Here is a 15,503-nt window from a genome sequence, read left to right as displayed (position 1 = left end):
GGAAGCTGATGTAGTATTTGTCTTAAAGAAACAGAAAAATTAAACAATAAGGGGATGGATGACTTTATGATGGATTTATTCCCCGGTCCGGAAGATCTATTCTTGTTTCACGAGGGCAGCTTGTTTAAAAGCTACCGGGTGCTAGGAGCACACTTTGCGAAACTTGAAGACACCTTGGGGGTTCGGTTTGCTGTTTGGGCGCCGCACGCAAGGGAAGTACGGGTTATTGGTGATTTTAACAACTGGGATGGCAGCGGATATGCAATGAGCAGGGCGAGCACTTGGGGTGTATGGAGTTTGTTTATTCCTAATGTGCGGGAAGGCGATTATTACAAGTACGAAATTATCACACAGCATGGAACTCTGGTTTTGAAGGCAGATCCTTATGCATTTTACTCGGAATTGAAGCCGGGGACTGCCTCACGAGTGTATGCGCTCGAAGGCTACGAATGGAATGATCAGGAATGGGAAGGAAGCAAAAGCACCAATTCCTCCTACAACAGGCCGATGAACATCTACGAAATACACATGGGAACCTGGAAAAAGAAACCCGATGGTGAGTATTATACATACCGCGAGCTCGCTGATGAATTGGTCGATTATGTAGCAGGCATGGGTTATACCCACGTAGAGCTGCTGCCCCTTGCGGAGCATCCGTATGATCGGTCATGGGGCTACCAGGCTACAGGCTACTATTCTGTAACGAGCCGCTTTGGTACACCGAAGGACTTTATGTACTTTGTGGACCGCTGCCATCAGGCTGGAATTGCGGTAATAATGGATTGGGTTCCAGGCCATTTTGTGAAAGATGATCATGGTTTAAGGCAATTCGACGGGCAGCCTTTATATGAGCATAAGGACCCTCGGCATGCAGAGAAGCCGGAGTGGGGAACGCTCGCCTTTGATTTTTCCAAGCCTGAAGTCATCAGCTTTCTAATTTCTAATGCATTGTTTTGGATGGAAATGTATCATATTGATGGACTTCGGGTCGATGCAGTTGCAAGCCTACTTTACTTGAATTTCGGGAAGCCGCAGGATCAGTGGATCAAGAATGCGCATGGAGGGGACGAGAACCCTGAGGCGATAGCCTTCATTAAGAAGCTGAACCATACGGTGTTTGCCCATTATCCTCATGCTTTGATGATGGCGGAGGATTCAACGGATTGGCCAATGGTTACTTCACCGGTGTACGCAGGTGGGCTTGGCTTTAACTACAAATGGAATATGGGCTGGATGAACGATATGCTGAAGTATATGGAGCTGGATCCGTATTTCAGGCGCGGCAGCCACAATTTATTGACATTTTCATTCATGTACACCTTCTCCGAAAATTATGTACTGCCCCTATCTCACGATGAAGTTGTGCATGGCAAGAAATCGCTGCTCAACAAAATGCCGGGGGATTATTGGCAGAAGTTCGCAAATTTACGTGCTCTATACGGTTATATGATGGCCCATCCGGGTAAGAAGCTGCTGTTCATGGGCAGTGAGTTCGGCCAGTTTGATGAATGGAAGGATCTGGAGGATCTCGATTGGGAGATGCTGGAGTATGATAGCCACCGAACGATGCATCAGTATGTCCGGGATTTAAATCACTTCTATTTACAAGAGAAATCGCTATGGGAGCTGGATCATCAGTCTGAAGGCTTTTCATGGATCGATCCCCACGATAACAATCAGAGTATTGTTACATTTATGAGAAAGTCCAAGGATCCTGAAGATTTTTTGATAATATTATGTAATTTTACCCCTGTCACACACAGTCAGTATCGGATAGGCGTCCCATTTGACGGTGAATATATAGAGTGCTTTAACAGCGATATGCCTCAATATGGCGGCTCTAATCAGTTCAATAATGGAAAATTGAAGACACAAACCGTTTCTTGGCATTATCAACCGTATAGTTTGCAGCTAACGATTCCTCCGCTTGCAACCATTGTGTTAAAGCCTGTCAAGATCCAACATCTTATACACACTAAAAGAATAGGAAGGGGTTAGTGCCGATGCGCAAAAAGGAATGTGTGGCTATGCTGCTTGCAGGAGGAGAAGGCAGGCGATTGGGAGTTTTGACGAATAAGCTGGCGAAGCCGGCTGTACATTTTGGCGGAAAATACCGGATTATTGATTTTACCCTCAGTAATTGCACGAATTCCGGTATCGATACCGTAGGAGTACTAACTCAATACCAGCCGCTGGTGTTAAATACGTATATTGGCATAGGAGCGCCTTGGGATCTCGATCGCAAGAATGGCGGTGTTACTGTACTTCCACCCTATATGGAACAAAAAGGCGGAGACTGGTACAGCGGTACGGCTAATGCGATTTTCCGTAACGTTTCCTTCATAGAGCAGTATGATCCAGAGTACGTGCTTGTAATTTCCGGTGACCATATCTATAAGATGGATTATGATCTCATGCTAGACTTCCACAAGAGCAGAGGCGCAGATGCGACGATTGCTGTAATTGGGGTCAAATGGGAGGAAGCGAGCCGCTTTGGAATTATGAGTACGGATGATGAGGAAAGAATTACGGAGTTCGCGGAGAAACCGAAGGAACCCAAAAGCAATTTGGCTTCCATGGGTATCTACATTTTCAATTGGAAGGTACTTAAGGAATATTTAACAAAAGATGAAGATAATCCGGAGTCAAGCAAAGATTTCGGTAAAGATATCATTCCGTTAATGCTCAGTGAAAATAAGAAGATGATGGCCTACCCGTTTCAAGGCTATTGGAAAGATGTCGGCACGATTGAAAGCCTGTGGGAAGCCAATATGGATTTGCTGGAAAACGAGCCTGATTTCAATCTCAACGATAGAGAATGGCGCATCTATTCGGTTAATCCATGCCAACCTGGACAATACATAGCTCCGACCGCACAAATCCGCCGTTCCCTTGTTAACGAGGGCTGCAGTGTATTGGGCGAAGTGGACCATTCCGTGTTGTTCTACGGTGTAGAGGTTGGAGAAGGAAGCTTGATCAAAGATTCCGTTATTATGCCGAATGTAAGAATCGGGAATAACGTAAAAATATATAAATCCATTATCGGCGAAGGTACTGTGGTTGATGACGGCAGCGTAATCGGCGAGCCTGGGCAGCAAAATATTATTTTAATTGGTGGTAATGAGCATATCAGTCCGGCAACCTCGGCCAACTTGAAAGGGTGAGATCAAATGAAGCGTATGATGGGCGTTATAAATCTGGTAAATGAACCTGATGATTTGGAAGAACTTACCTATTCACGTTGTGTAGCATCTGTACCGTTCGGCGCAAGATACCGGTTAATTGATTTTACGCTTTCCAATATGGTTAACTCCGGATTTGAGAATGTTGCCGTCTTCACTCAACATAAGTACCGTTCGCTCATGGATCATCTTGGCTCAGGCAAGGAATGGGATTTGGATCGTAAGCGCGGCGGGATGTTTATATTGCCAGCAATCCTGCAGGAAACAACGGGAATGTCACGAGGAGATTTATTCCAATTTTACAGTCATCGTGATTACTTTTATCGGGCTCGTGAGGAGTATGTGGTCATTTCCCGCAGTCATATCGTATGCAATATCGATTTCAATGCTGTGCTGGATTATCACTTGGAGAAAAATGCCGACATCACGGTTGTGTACAAGCATGCAGACGATGAAGAGTTTGCCAAATACCGCCGTTTGGCCGTTAAAGACAGCGGTCAAGTTACTGTAATGGAAGACCAGTCGGGGCGCCTGCGGACGGATAACATTTCAATGGAAATGTATGTCATGAGCAAGGAGCTTCTGCTAGACATGGTGGAGTCCTGCTTAGCGCAAGGATACGATCATCTCGTGCGTGACGGAATTATGAAAAATATTGATAAGCTGAGCGTATATGGTTATCTTCATGAAGGACATGCAGGCATCGTAAATACGATTCAAAGCTATTATAAACACAGCATGCAGCTGTTAAATCCTAAAGTATGGCGCGAGTTGTTTTTTCAAAAAAATCTTATTTTCACCAAAGTTAAAGACGAGCCTCCGGCTAAATATGTGGAAAACTCCAGCGCCCGCAATGCTTTGATCGCTAATGGCTGCATAATCGAGGGCAAGGTGGAAAACAGTATTTTGTTCCGCGGCGTTAAAATTCGCAAGGGTGCTTATGTGAAGAACAGTATCATCCTTCAAAACTGCGAGATCGAAGAAAATGTTATCATAGAGAACGCCATACTGGATAAGGATGTATTCATTAGCAGAGGCCGAGTACTCACAGGCGACAAGCAAGCGCCATTTATTGCTTCCAAAACCAAGGTTATCTAAGGGAACCAGCTTGATTGGGAAATAGATTTGAAGAGCATTATTTGCCTGTAGCGGCTGCACGATAGGAAGTGACTTCGTAGCTTCAAACACGTTTTCCGGACTTTTATTGAATTTATTTTAGGGTAATAAGTCCGGAAAAAACTCGCCTCGAAGTCATCTTCCAATCGTTTCGCCTATCGGCAAATAGGAGCACATTCAAAAAAATTACCCAAGCAAGCATAAATATAAAAGGAGTGGTAGGAAGCCATGAAAGTGTTATTTGCCGCATCGGAAGCAGTACCTTTTGCGAAAACAGGAGGCTTGGCAGATGTTATCGGATCTTTACCGAAGGAACTGGTCAAGCAAGGACTGGATGTAAGAGTTATACTCCCCAAGTATGAGGACATACCGGCACAATTTACGCAGCAGATGGAAACCGTCGCCACCTTTACGCTGCAGATGGGCTGGAGACAGCTGTACTGCGGTATTTTAAAGCTTGTTCATGAAGGCATCACTTTTTATTTTGTCGATAATGAAACGTATTACCGCAGAAGAGGCTGCTATGGTTACGGTGATGATGCAGAACGTTTTGCTTTCTTTTGCCGTGCAGTGCTGGACGCTCTTCCTCATATTGAATTTATACCGGATGTCATTCATTGTCATGACTGGCAGGCGGGAATGATTCCTGTGCTTTATCGAGCGCATTTCAGCTGGCAGAAGCAATACGAGAATATTAAAACCGTTATGACCGTGCATAATTTGAAATATCAAGGGGTCTTTGGCAAGGAACAATTCAAAGATTATTTTGCGTTAGGCGATGAGCATTTGGGAGGTTATGCGCTGGAGCTATTCGGAGGGGCGAGCTTCATGAAAGGCGGGCTTCTGTATTCCGATATTATCACAACCGTGAGTCCGACTTATGCGCAGGAGATACAAACTCCTTATTTCGGGGAATACCTGGATGGCCTTCTTCGCAGCCAACAGCATCGGCTGTACGGTATCGTAAACGGTATCGATTATGAAGAGTTCGACCCAATGACCGATCCGCGCTTGGAGGTCAATTACCGAGATTCCGTTGTAAAGAAGCAGCAAAACAAGCTGAAGCTGCAGGAACGTCTTGGTCTACCCGTGAACAAGGATATCCCTTTAATTGCATTGGTGACGCGTCTGGTTGATCAGAAAGGGCTATCCTTGGTAGACCGAGTCATTGAAAACTTATTGTCGCTAGAAGCGCAATGGGTCATTCTCGGAACTGGTGATCATCGGTATGAGCAATTATTCCGCTGGGCCGCCGACAGATATCCGGACAAGCTCTCCGCTAATATTACTTTCAATGAACCATTGGCGCGGCAAATTTATGCCAGCTCTGATCTTTTCTTAATGCCTTCGGAATTCGAACCTTGCGGTATCGGACAACTAATTGCAATGCGCTACCGGTCCATACCGATTGTGCGTGAAACGGGAGGACTTAAAGATACGGTGACTTCCTTTAATGAATCGACAGGGGAAGGAACAGGCTTCAGCTTTACTCACTACAACGCACACGACATGCTATATACAGTTGAACGGGCAGTAAAGCTGTATAATGACCCGGAAGCTTGGAAAACCATATGGGCCAACATTAAGAAGAAGGATTTCAGCTGGCGTAAATCTGCACAGCAATATGCGGCTTTATATTCCAAATTACAGTAATTTTAATTGAAATGGCAAACAAACCAACGTCTCGTGAGGCGTTGGTTTTGTCTATCTTTTTTGAACGAAAGGAATTTTTACATATAGCGGTTTATGTGAAAGGAGTTTTGCAATCAGATGAGAAAGATGTATGCACTAACTGATTTGGATGGAACACTGCTGCTTCCAGATGCAACTGTGTCTATATTCACTAAGGATGTTATAACGCAATTATTAAAAGAAGGGCATGTATTGAGCTATGCTACGGCCAGAAGCTACACAAGCTCTCAGGCAGTGGCAGGATCGATTCCCTGGAAGCATCCATTGGTATTGTATAATGGAGCGGTGTTGTACGACCCGGTGTTAAAAAAGCAGCTTGGAGGGGCCTTTTTGGATAGTGATTTGACGAATGAGCTGCTGGAATTGGGACGCTCCTTCGGGCATTGCCCGCTATTGTTTGCGCTGGATGAGTATGATAATGAACGTGTATTTCATGAACCGTTGATGCATAGCGGGTATCAACAGTTTGCGGCTAGCCGTCCAGGCGATAAAAGGTTCCGTGAATTGCCCAAGCTTAACTGTCCGGATACTACACATACGCTGATTCTAACGTATATTGGTCATCGTGAGGAGCTTCTTCCCTGGTTGGAAGCAGTCAGTTGCAAATATGCAGGCAGGGTGCACATTCATTTCATGCCGGATGCTTATATAGCGGATCATTATTTTCTGGAAATAAGCCACCCGAACGCTAATAAAAAAGATGGATTATATCTCTGGGCTAAAAGTGTAGGTTGTGAGCCAGAAGAAGTTATTGCCTTCGGAGATAATTTGAATGATCTCGGATTACTCGAAGCGGCTGGTACCAAGGTCGCTGTCGGCAACGCTCAGCAAAAGCTAATAGAGGCGGCAGACCTTGTAATTGAATCCAATAGGGAAGACGGAGTGGCCAAGTACTTGCTTCAAGCCGGGTCCATAATTTCTTGATCATCGTAGTACATCGTTTCGTTATTAAAGGAGCGATTGATTGACAATAAAGAGTGCATCAGCTCAAATAAATCGGCTTGATCCAATTGCAGTGAAATTTGACCATCCTCATTCTCTTGACCATGATTTTTGGAAATATGGAATCGAATGGATTTGTGATCCGGATTCACTTCTATTTCCCATTGTTCTTTTTTTAATATACTTTCCCACATATGTAATCACCGTTCCTTCTCTGTCATCAGGGTTGCCCTATTTAGTTGGACGCGAGATTAAGTATATGCGGGTAAATCGATATTATTACTGAAACGATGGAAATAGTTTAGGGAAAAGAGTATCGGTTCTTACCACCATTGTCTGGGATAGCTCGAGGTTCGGGCGATTTTATGATAGAAGTAGGCAATCGCCACAATTAGCACGGCACCCATCAGTACAGGTGTGATCAGGAATTTCCAAGCGGCGGCAGACAGCATAACGACTAATGGGTCCGCTCCGGCAGGAGGATGAAGGGTTCGAGTCCATTGCATGAAGCCGATAGCAAGCCCTACGGCGAGCGCGATACTCCAGGTGTGTGTTCCAAACAAAGTCAAACAAATAAGGCCTACTAAAGTACTGAGTAAATGCCCGCCAATTATATTACGCGGTTGGGATAAAGGACTTTCCGGCAGTGCAAAAATCAGCACGCAGGTTGCCCCAAACGGAGCCATAATCAAGCTGAAATCCATGAAGCTACCTAATCCGCTGCAGAGTAGAATGGCTGTGAAGCCGCCAAGGCTCGGAAGAAGTGCTTTTAATGGATGTGAGTAGCTGTTCATAGTGTATAAACACCTCTTTTCTTATCATTGCTCCATATGATAACATAGCTTTAACTATTTAACTTATGGATATATATGATACTTGACATTGCAAATTGCAATACCGGAGAGGTGTACAATGTTCGATCAGATCGAAGGGAAATGGTTTAAATCATTTGCTGCTGTATATGAGCACAAGAGTATTAGTAAAGCGGCGGAGCAGCTGGGCTATGTGCAATCAACCCTTACGACACATATTCAACTGCTGGAGCGGGTATGCGGACGAAAGCTGTTTAATCGACTTCCAAGAGGAGTAGAGCCAACGGAAGCCGGAGTGGAGCTCTCCCATTATGCGAATCAATTTCTACAATTAGGAGAAGCGATGAACGAGGCATTGCAGGCTCATACAGTAGCCAAAGGCACTGTGAAGCTGCAGGTTTTGGAGTCATTTTGCGTTTCCTACATGCCGTCGGTATTTGAGCTTTTCTTCGAGCAGTTTCCTCAGGTTCAGCTGGAGCTGACGACAGGCTTTTATAAGGATACATTGGAGGCTTTATTAGAACGACGAATTCATATAGGGATTGTTCCGAAGAATCCGGAAAGGGATGATATCGATTTTCATCCGCTTGTAGAGGAGGAGCTGATATTCATTGCAGCACCGGCATTGTCCATGCGAGTGCGAGATGCCGGACTACCAGCAGATAGAAAAGTCATTGGCTTTGGCAGCCGCTGCATTTATCAATCCATTGCACACGAAGCAATGATGCAGGAGTGGGGCGTTCACCCGTACAAGAGTCTGGAATATGCAAGTCTGGAAATGATCAAGCAGACAGTCATGAGCGGGCAAGGGATTGCTCTAGTACCGAAAATTGCTGTCCAATCGGAGCTTCAGTCAGGTCGGCTTGATAGGGTGATGATGAAGAATAATATCTATGTGACCCATGGAATTATAAGCTGGAAAGACAAGGTGGAAACGGCAGCTGCCAAGGCGCTAAAACAAACAATCATCGACAGGTTTTGAGTGAGATTGTTTTATATATATTTCTGATTTGACAGAGTGGCATTGTCGTCTTTAAACTGAAATAATGAAATAGTATCCAAAGCAGCTAAGGGAATATGTTAACGCTGCAAGTTTACTGACCATTAGACCCGAGGAGGATATGAGGATGTTTATACAAGCCCAGGAAAAGCTCGTTCCTGATTATCACGAAAACTTAAAGGTTATCCTGTTAGGCACAGGTACGCCGCGAAGCTTTGTTGGAAGATCTAAATCTGGTGCAATCGTACTGGCAGGTAATAAAACCTTTCTAGTCGATTGCGGCGCAGGTGTGGTTGACCGGATGATACAAGCTGGCGTCATGCCGCAGCGTATTTCCGATGTGTTGTTTACACATCATCACAGCGATCATAATTCCGGATTTTTCGATGTGTTTATTAGCAGCTGGCGGACACATGTTAACGCAGAGCGCGTTTTTGAAGGGCGTAAAGTCCCGATGAGCGTATATGGCCCAACAACTACGAAGGAAATAATCGGGAAGATGCGCGAATCATTTGATTTTGACGTCAATCTGAGAGTGAATTACAACAAGTCGACGGATGTCGGGGCTAATATCGAATATTTTGAGAGCAATGAAGGTGTCGTGTATGACTGTGATGGAATAAAAATTACTGCTTTTGAGGTGGACCATAGACCGGTTAAGCCTGCAATTGCTTTTAAATTTGAATATAACGGTAAAGCTGTCGTTATCTCAGGCGATACGATCCCGGTGGATAATATGGTTAAATACAGCCAAGGCATAGATCTGCTCATACATGAATCGTACAATAAGCCGTGGCTGGATGCGTTGATAGAGAAATTTCCCGAACAAACGGTAGGTCTATCGAATCCGGCAAAATATCATACAACAACGCTGGAAGCGGCTGAGATTGCGAGAGCAGCGGACGTGAAGCATCTTGTGCTGACACATCATATTCCTGCACCGCAGGAAACGGAGGAAGCGGAAGCAGCTTACATAGAAGGCATGAACGAGATTTATAGCGGGAAAATTACGATGGCACGCGATCTTGTGGAATTTGATCTTGGTTAGCCGCAGGTCTTACTTTAATTTATAAAAAACAAGGGTACCCAAAGCTTGATTGAGCATGCAGCGGCATGTTTGATTGAGCTTTTTTCTATAATCTTTGTAAGTGCTCCTCTTAACATATAAGAAAATTTAAGTGCATTACAGTACTAAAGTAAGGTGCCCTTTAATGCACCCCAAAGATCAAGGGGGATTTTCATAGGGATAGCGGCGATGAGCACTGGAGGATTTTGTACGGAACTGAGAGTTCCGTTATTCCGTCCGCCGCCGCCAATCTGGGTGATAGCGGAAGTGGGAATTCCGTTATGTTGGCCGAATTGGAGCATTTATGCACTAAACAGAGCAATAACGGAACTGGCTGTTCCCGTATCACTCTGATTTTTGGACTTTTCAGGTGATAAAGGAACAATTACTTCCGCATTGCCCATCACTTCTGTGGATGCGTACCGGCGTGTTGTTTAGGGTCATTCGCTAAAAGTATAGTAAAGCTAATCGCACATGGAACTGTAGGGGAGTTCATGGCTATCAAACCGCCTCACGCACAAACGTAGGATTCAATAGAGCTTTTCCTTTTTGCTTAGTTTATAAAAAATTAATAACTATTAATACAGGTTTAATAGTTAATTTACTGGCAGTTTCGATTCGTTGGCTACAATGGGTTTTGTGAGAGTGAACTGCTTTCTACTAAATCTATTAAATGGAGGAATGACTCATGAATCGAAAGAAGTTAGCTTTAATTGGAACAGGTGTTACAGTAGGCACTTTTCTTCTGATTACATCTGCTTATGCAGGAATTGCTGAAAACTCGGGCTACGAGACCTACAAAGCAGCAATCAAAAACACGGTGACAGCCAAAAGTATGACAGATACGGTAGCTGTATCCGTTCAGGATAACGGTAAACAAGTATTAAACGTGAACGCAACCGTTAAGAAAGATAAAACGGCAAAAGCTGTCAGTGCAAATGTAAATGTACAAGGCGGCGGCACGGATCAATCAGTTAATGTGTATACAACGGCTGACGGCAAAAAGGTTATTAAAACTAGTGCAAGCGATGTATATAACGTTTTTGATGCTAAAGACAATCAGCATGGACGCGAAAATAAAAAAGAGAAAACGGATGAGCTTCAGGGAGATAAATTTAATAAGGAAGCCGAAAATTTAATTGACGCGTTGGTAGGAAATCTTAAGCAGTATGTAACGGAAACAGCCGCTGCTAATGGAGGTAAAGAGATTCATATTTCGCTTTCAGGCAGTCAGCTTCCAACCGCAGTGAATGCCGTAGGCTCATTTCTTGTGAAGAAAGCATCTCACGATAGCCTAAATGCTCATGAGTCTGATGCTTCAAGCAAGAAGGAATTGTTCGGCGCTGATCTGAGCGGCTTGAAGCAAGCTATGCCTAAGCTGACACAGGATGTTGCGATTACTAATGTAGATATTCAAGCATCTGTGGATGGAAACAATACAATTACGAAACAAAAAGCCGCGTTGACAATCTCAGGTAAAGATGAGTCCGGCGCAGCACATACAGTTATCGTTAACGCCGACCTTGGCATCACAGGGTTGAACACCACTACTCCGGATTCCATTGACCTAACAGGCAAGCAAGTTCAAACAGTCGATGCGAAGCAATGGGATAAGTCCAAATTTAACCACTAATGGTTAAAGCGGCAGGCGCATTCGCAAGGATGCGTCTGCTTCATCCCTATAATAATGATTCGGAAGGAGCGGGCAGATGCAGGAGCCTATTGTGGAATTAAACGGACTTACTAAAAAATATAGCAATAAGCGCGGGGTAGAGCAGATTACTTTACAAGTCGAACGCGGAGAGGTGTATGGCTTTTTCGGTCCGAATGGGGCGGGAAAAACGACTGTCATGAAAATAATTACTGGCCTCTGCCGAGCGGATCAAGGAAGTGCCCGATTATTCGGATATGACATCACGACACATTACACTCAGGCTATGCAAAAGACGGGAGTGCTTATTGAAACGGCTGAAGCTTTTGAATATATGAGCGGTTACAAAAACCTGCAGCTGGCGTCAAGGCTTTATCCGGAGCTCGGGAAGTCCAGAATTGACGAAGTTTTGGAGCTTGTCGGATTAGCTAAATATAAGCATGAGAAAGTAGCGGGTTATTCACTTGGTATGAAGCAACGGCTTGGGATAGCCGCGGCATTATTGTCGAGACCTGAGCTGCTAATTCTCGATGAACCGACGAACGGCCTGGATATCGAGGGCATGGTCGAAATGCGCAAAATGATGGCTCTATTAGCCAGCGAGCAAGGAATGACATTCTTTCTATCCAGTCATATGATTCAAGAGATGGAACTTCTATGTACACGTATCGGCATTGTATATGAAGGGAGATTGATTCAAGAAGGGTTGTTGTCCGATTTGGTGAACGTTCAGGCTCAAGGCTCGCTTGAACAGCTGTTTATTAATTCTATTCAAGAGGAAAGGGGGAGAAGGGCGTATGCATAGCTTTATTGCAGGGACACGAAATGAATGGAGCAAGCTTGCTGCCCGCAAAAAGCTGCTGTTCTCGTTGCTTTTGCTCGTTCTGCTTCCGGTAGCTTCAGCTGTGCTGCTATCTCAGCTTCAAGCTGGCATTGGGATAGCGGCTGTATCTTCGGGTGATTTTCCCGTTCTCATGTTAAATATTTATACCGGCTTCGTTATTCCTTTGTTCACGTTTATGGCGGCGGCTGATTTATTTGCAGGAGAAATTCAAGACCGTACGCTGAAGCTTACATTGCTGCGGCCCATAAGCAGATTCGTCGTATTTTCTTCCAAGGTAGCTGCGCTCGGGCTCTATTCCCTTGTTAGTCTTGTCGTCGGCTGTGCCGTATCCTTGCTTGCGGGGCTGCTTCTTAACTCACAAAGCGGTTGGGGGACCGGTCTTCTGCAAGCGTTGGAGGCCTATGGTGTAGCGTTTGTGCCCATGTTCACTCTTGTAGTATTAGCTGTGCTGTTAACTCAGCTTTTTCGGAGCGCAAGCGGGGCGATGATGGTGTGTGTTTTTGTATATGCTGCATTAAAGCTGTTAGGTGTCTTTTATCCGCAGTATGCGGCTTATTCACCAACCTATTATACGGATTGGCATCAGTTATGGTTGAATGGAGCGGTACCAGCGAGTAAGATCATCAATGCGACGACTTATCTAGCCGCTTCTTGCATCTTGTGTTTTACGGCGGCATTTGCTATGTTCGATAGAAGAGAAATATAGAAGGCCGGAGAGCCTATATAGGGGAAATGATATGTCGATCAAGGTTAGACTGCTGCTGTCGTACATGGCTATGCTTGTTGTGCCGTTAGTGCTATTTATACTGGCCGCGCTTATTATTGGTGTGGCTTTTATTGGAGATATGAAATCTGTCTATCATGGAGAATTCCGGCACGGTAATTTTATTAAAGATGTAATAGAGAAGCAGGCTGCTGTGTTCGCAGATATACAAACCAGAGCTGCCCAAGATCCGGAATCTCTGCTTGATCCGAATGTTGCAGGCGAGCTGGAAAATCTTTTGGAAGTGGTGAAAATGGGGCTGGTCATTCGCAAGGGCTCTGAGCTGCCGTATGTTTCCGAGCGTCTGAACGGTTCTTCCATCCTGCAGTCACTGCCTGCTTACATCAACAAGGGAGGAGACAGTCAGGACATGAAAAAAACAAGTGACAACTGGTATTGGTACCGCCAGCATGATTTTATATTTGCGGATGGCAACAAGGGCAGTGCATTTGTCATTACAGATGTAAATTTCGTGGAAAAGTACGTGCATAAGTATTCCTTCCTGCTGATTGGCTCACTTTTTTTCATTTTATTGCTGACCAACGGGGTCTTGACTTATTTGGTATCGAGAAGCATAATCAGACCGCTCAGGAAATTGAAGCAGGCTGCTGAGCAAATACGTGAAGGGAATCTGGATTCAGAGGTTGGAGTGCATACACGCGATGAAATCGGGGAGCTGAGTATCGCTTTTGAGCAAATGAGGCATAGGCTGAAGGAATCGGTGGAACTGCAGCTGCAGTATGAGGAAAACCGCAAAGAGCTGTTATCCAACATCTCCCATGACTTGAAAACACCGGTTACTTCGATAAAAGGGTATGTTGAAGGTATTTTGGATGGTGTGGCAGGACCGGATAAGCTGGAAAAATATTTACAAACCATATATGCGAAGACTGTAGATATGGATCGAATGATTGATGAATTATTTTTATTTTCCAAACTGGATTTAAAAAAGCTTTCCTTTCATTTTGAAACGGTGGAATTGGTTCCTTATCTCGAAGATTTGATGGAAGAAGCGCAATTTGACATGGAAAAAAAGGGCTTCTCGTTTTCGCTTGATCTTGGAGCTGCAAACCGTGGGGTAAAGGTAAGTGCAGATCGGGAAAAGCTGAAGCGGGTACTTACTAATATATGGGAAAATGCGGTGAAATACGCTGATAAAGAGTATAAAGCAATCCGCGTTGGACTGATCGGACGAGAGAAGCAAATTATCATTGAAATAGAAGATAACGGACAGGGAATACCTCAGGATGCACTGCCCTATGTGTTTGACCGATTTTACCGGGCGGATCTATCCCGTAATTCCCTGACAGGGGGAAGCGGTCTAGGGCTTGCTATTGCCAAACAAATTATTATGGAGCATGGAGGAGCTATTTTAGCGGAAAGTGTGGAGGGGGAAGGTACTCGTATTTCGATTACTTTACCTGCGGTAGAAACAATGAGTATGGAAAGGGGGCAGGAAAAACGTTGAAGCGAATTTTGATTATTGAGGATGAATTGAGTATAGCCGAGCTAGAACGTGATTACTTGGAAATCGAAGGCTTTCGGGTGGATATTGAAAACCGCGGCGATACCGGCTTACAGAGAGCGCTGCAAGAAAGCTATGATCTGATTCTGCTGGATGTTATGCTTCCCAAAGTGGACGGCTTTGAAATTTGCCGGAAAATTCGCAGCGAGCAAGATACACCGATACTGATGGTATCGGCTAAGAAGGAGGACATCGATAAAATCCGCGGATTAGGTCTCGGTGCCGATGATTATATTATTAAGCCGTTCAGTCCGGGTGAACTGGTGGCCAGAGTTAAGGCCCACTTGAACCGCTACGAAAGATTAATGGGGAAGCGGGAGAGTGCGAACGAAGAAATCCGTATTCGCGGATTGATGATCGATAAAACCTCGCGGCGCGTATATGTTAATGACAAGGAGGTCGTATTTACTACTAAAGAATTTGATCTTCTTGCTTTCTTGGCGGTCAATCCTAACCGTGTATTTAGCAAGGACCACTTGTTTGAACAGCTATGGGGTATGGAATCAATGGGGGACATTGCCACCGTTACGGTTCATATCCGCAAAGTAAGGGAAAAGGTAGAGGCCGATCCCTCCAATCCCCAATATATCGAAACGGTGTGGGGAGCGGGCTACAGGTTTAAGGTCTAAGCTTGGGACTAAAGGAAATAGAACTATGAAATTCAAAGAGGCTGTCCCAGAAGAGTATCAGTGAATGAATCAGTCCCAAACTATGTACAAAGACGCCTCCAAAACCAACATGTAAGCGGAAATGGAAGCGTCTTTGATTTGTCGGGGTCGCTACGGAAGGAAATAGATGGAAATTATCAGGCTGTCGAGAAAGTCTCGGCAGTCTTTTTTTTCTTTAATATAATTCACCAATTCACCGCGTTAATTTGATATAATATAGTAAATAATTTGGAAAGTGGTGA

Annotated in this window: 14 protein-coding genes; 12 read left to right on the top strand and 2 right to left on the bottom strand. The window is 44.6% G+C overall.

What is annotated here, in order from left to right:
- The first annotated feature begins 66 nt into the window (after positions 1-66).
- From glgB to ACFQ0C_RS32745, 5 genes are all read left to right on the top strand, one after another.
- A complete protein-coding gene (gene glgB, locus ACFQ0C_RS32765; RefSeq protein ID WP_379373205.1) occupies positions 67-1,998 on the top strand; it encodes a 1,4-alpha-glucan branching protein GlgB in 1,932 nt (643 codons plus the stop codon).
- 5 nt (positions 1,999-2,003) lie between these two features.
- Positions 2,004-3,164 (top strand): glucose-1-phosphate adenylyltransferase, encoded by a 1,161-nt coding sequence (locus ACFQ0C_RS32760; RefSeq protein WP_258216095.1) that lies wholly within the window; start codon positions 2,004-2,006, stop codon positions 3,162-3,164.
- A 15-nt stretch (positions 3,165-3,179) separates the two neighbouring features.
- Complete coding sequence (gene glgD, locus ACFQ0C_RS32755; protein ID WP_379373235.1) at positions 3,180-4,280, top strand: glucose-1-phosphate adenylyltransferase subunit GlgD; 1,101 nt, start codon at positions 3,180-3,182, stop codon at positions 4,278-4,280.
- A 246-nt stretch (positions 4,281-4,526) separates the two neighbouring features.
- Complete coding sequence (gene glgA / locus ACFQ0C_RS32750) at positions 4,527-5,951, top strand: glycogen synthase GlgA (RefSeq protein WP_258216097.1); 1,425 nt, start codon at positions 4,527-4,529, stop codon at positions 5,949-5,951.
- A 117-nt stretch (positions 5,952-6,068) separates the two neighbouring features.
- Complete coding sequence (locus ACFQ0C_RS32745) at positions 6,069-6,914, top strand: HAD hydrolase family protein (RefSeq protein WP_379373202.1); 846 nt, start codon at positions 6,069-6,071, stop codon at positions 6,912-6,914.
- On the opposite strand, the gene ACFQ0C_RS32740 is transcribed toward ACFQ0C_RS32745, so the two are convergent.
- Positions 6,890-7,126 carry a hypothetical protein gene (locus tag ACFQ0C_RS32740; protein WP_379373200.1) on the bottom strand — a complete coding sequence of 79 codons (237 nt, stop codon included), beginning with the start codon at positions 7,124-7,126 and terminating at the stop codon, positions 6,890-6,892. The two genes, ACFQ0C_RS32745 and ACFQ0C_RS32740, sit on opposite strands and share 25 nt — an antisense overlap.
- Before the next feature lie 129 nt (positions 7,127-7,255).
- The gene (locus ACFQ0C_RS32735; protein ID WP_379373198.1) at positions 7,256-7,726 is read right to left on the bottom strand and encodes an HPP family protein; all 471 of its coding nucleotides are present in this window, start codon (positions 7,724-7,726) and stop codon (positions 7,256-7,258) included.
- 118 nt (positions 7,727-7,844) lie between these two features.
- Here ACFQ0C_RS32735 and ACFQ0C_RS32730 point away from each other — a divergent pair, with 118 nt between their 5' ends.
- The 7 genes from ACFQ0C_RS32730 to ACFQ0C_RS32700 all read left to right on the top strand — a co-directional run bounded on the left by ACFQ0C_RS32730 (position 7,845) and on the right by ACFQ0C_RS32700 (position 15,222).
- Positions 7,845-8,726: a LysR family transcriptional regulator gene (locus ACFQ0C_RS32730; protein ID WP_379373196.1), complete on the top strand. Its 882-nt coding sequence runs from the start codon at positions 7,845-7,847 to the stop codon at positions 8,724-8,726.
- A 145-nt stretch (positions 8,727-8,871) separates the two neighbouring features.
- Complete coding sequence (locus tag ACFQ0C_RS32725) at positions 8,872-9,792, top strand: MBL fold metallo-hydrolase (protein ID WP_379373194.1); 921 nt, start codon at positions 8,872-8,874, stop codon at positions 9,790-9,792.
- Positions 9,793-10,498: 706 nt separating this feature from the next.
- A complete protein-coding gene (locus ACFQ0C_RS32720; RefSeq protein ID WP_379373192.1) occupies positions 10,499-11,443 on the top strand; it encodes a hypothetical protein in 945 nt (314 codons plus the stop codon).
- Positions 11,444-11,519: 76 nt separating this feature from the next.
- Positions 11,520-12,266 carry an ABC transporter ATP-binding protein gene (locus ACFQ0C_RS32715; protein WP_379373190.1) on the top strand — a complete coding sequence of 249 codons (747 nt, stop codon included), beginning with the start codon at positions 11,520-11,522 and terminating at the stop codon, positions 12,264-12,266.
- On the top strand, positions 12,259-13,011 hold the full coding sequence (locus ACFQ0C_RS32710; protein WP_379373188.1) for an ABC transporter permease: 753 nt from the start codon (positions 12,259-12,261) through the stop codon (positions 13,009-13,011). The genes ACFQ0C_RS32715 and ACFQ0C_RS32710 overlap by 8 nt, the downstream gene beginning before the upstream one ends.
- A gap of 31 nt (positions 13,012-13,042) precedes the next feature.
- Complete coding sequence (locus ACFQ0C_RS32705) at positions 13,043-14,536, top strand: sensor histidine kinase (protein WP_379373186.1); 1,494 nt, start codon at positions 13,043-13,045, stop codon at positions 14,534-14,536.
- A complete protein-coding gene (locus ACFQ0C_RS32700; RefSeq protein WP_379373184.1) occupies positions 14,533-15,222 on the top strand; it encodes a response regulator transcription factor in 690 nt (229 codons plus the stop codon). The genes ACFQ0C_RS32705 and ACFQ0C_RS32700 overlap by 4 nt, the downstream gene beginning before the upstream one ends.
- Positions 15,223-15,503 lie beyond the last annotated feature (281 nt).

The sequence above is a fragment of the Paenibacillus sp. GCM10027630 genome (genome assembly GCF_042676305.1).
Lineage (GTDB): Bacteria > Bacillota > Bacilli > Paenibacillales > NBRC-103111 > Paenibacillus_S.
Note: the sequence above shows the minus strand (reverse complement) of the source record. Positions and strands in the feature narration are given on the sequence as shown.

What these genes read in the sequence shown, in the direction of transcription:
- ACFQ0C_RS32715 (WP_379373190.1), top strand. Translation starts at nt 11,520, where the DNA reads ATGCAGGAGCCTATTGTGGAATTAAACGGACTTACTAAAAAATATAGC.
- ACFQ0C_RS32735 (WP_379373198.1), bottom strand. Translation starts at nt 7,726, where the DNA reads ATGAACAGCTACTCACATCCATTAAAAGCACTTCTTCCGAGCCTTGGC.
- ACFQ0C_RS32710 (WP_379373188.1), top strand. Translation starts at nt 12,259, where the DNA reads ATGCATAGCTTTATTGCAGGGACACGAAATGAATGGAGCAAGCTTGCT.
- ACFQ0C_RS32740 (WP_379373200.1), bottom strand. Translation starts at nt 7,126, where the DNA reads ATGTGGGAAAGTATATTAAAAAAAGAACAATGGGAAATAGAAGTGAAT.
- ACFQ0C_RS32760 (WP_258216095.1), top strand. Translation starts at nt 2,004, where the DNA reads ATGCGCAAAAAGGAATGTGTGGCTATGCTGCTTGCAGGAGGAGAAGGC.
- ACFQ0C_RS32725 (WP_379373194.1), top strand. Translation starts at nt 8,872, where the DNA reads ATGTTTATACAAGCCCAGGAAAAGCTCGTTCCTGATTATCACGAAAAC.
- glgD (WP_379373235.1), top strand. Translation starts at nt 3,180, where the DNA reads ATGATGGGCGTTATAAATCTGGTAAATGAACCTGATGATTTGGAAGAA.
- ACFQ0C_RS32720 (WP_379373192.1), top strand. Translation starts at nt 10,499, where the DNA reads ATGAATCGAAAGAAGTTAGCTTTAATTGGAACAGGTGTTACAGTAGGC.
- glgB (WP_379373205.1), top strand. Translation starts at nt 67, where the DNA reads ATGATGGATTTATTCCCCGGTCCGGAAGATCTATTCTTGTTTCACGAG.
- ACFQ0C_RS32730 (WP_379373196.1), top strand. Translation starts at nt 7,845, where the DNA reads ATGTTCGATCAGATCGAAGGGAAATGGTTTAAATCATTTGCTGCTGTA.
- ACFQ0C_RS32745 (WP_379373202.1), top strand. Translation starts at nt 6,069, where the DNA reads ATGAGAAAGATGTATGCACTAACTGATTTGGATGGAACACTGCTGCTT.
- ACFQ0C_RS32705 (WP_379373186.1), top strand. Translation starts at nt 13,043, where the DNA reads ATGTCGATCAAGGTTAGACTGCTGCTGTCGTACATGGCTATGCTTGTT.
- glgA (WP_258216097.1), top strand. Translation starts at nt 4,527, where the DNA reads ATGAAAGTGTTATTTGCCGCATCGGAAGCAGTACCTTTTGCGAAAACA.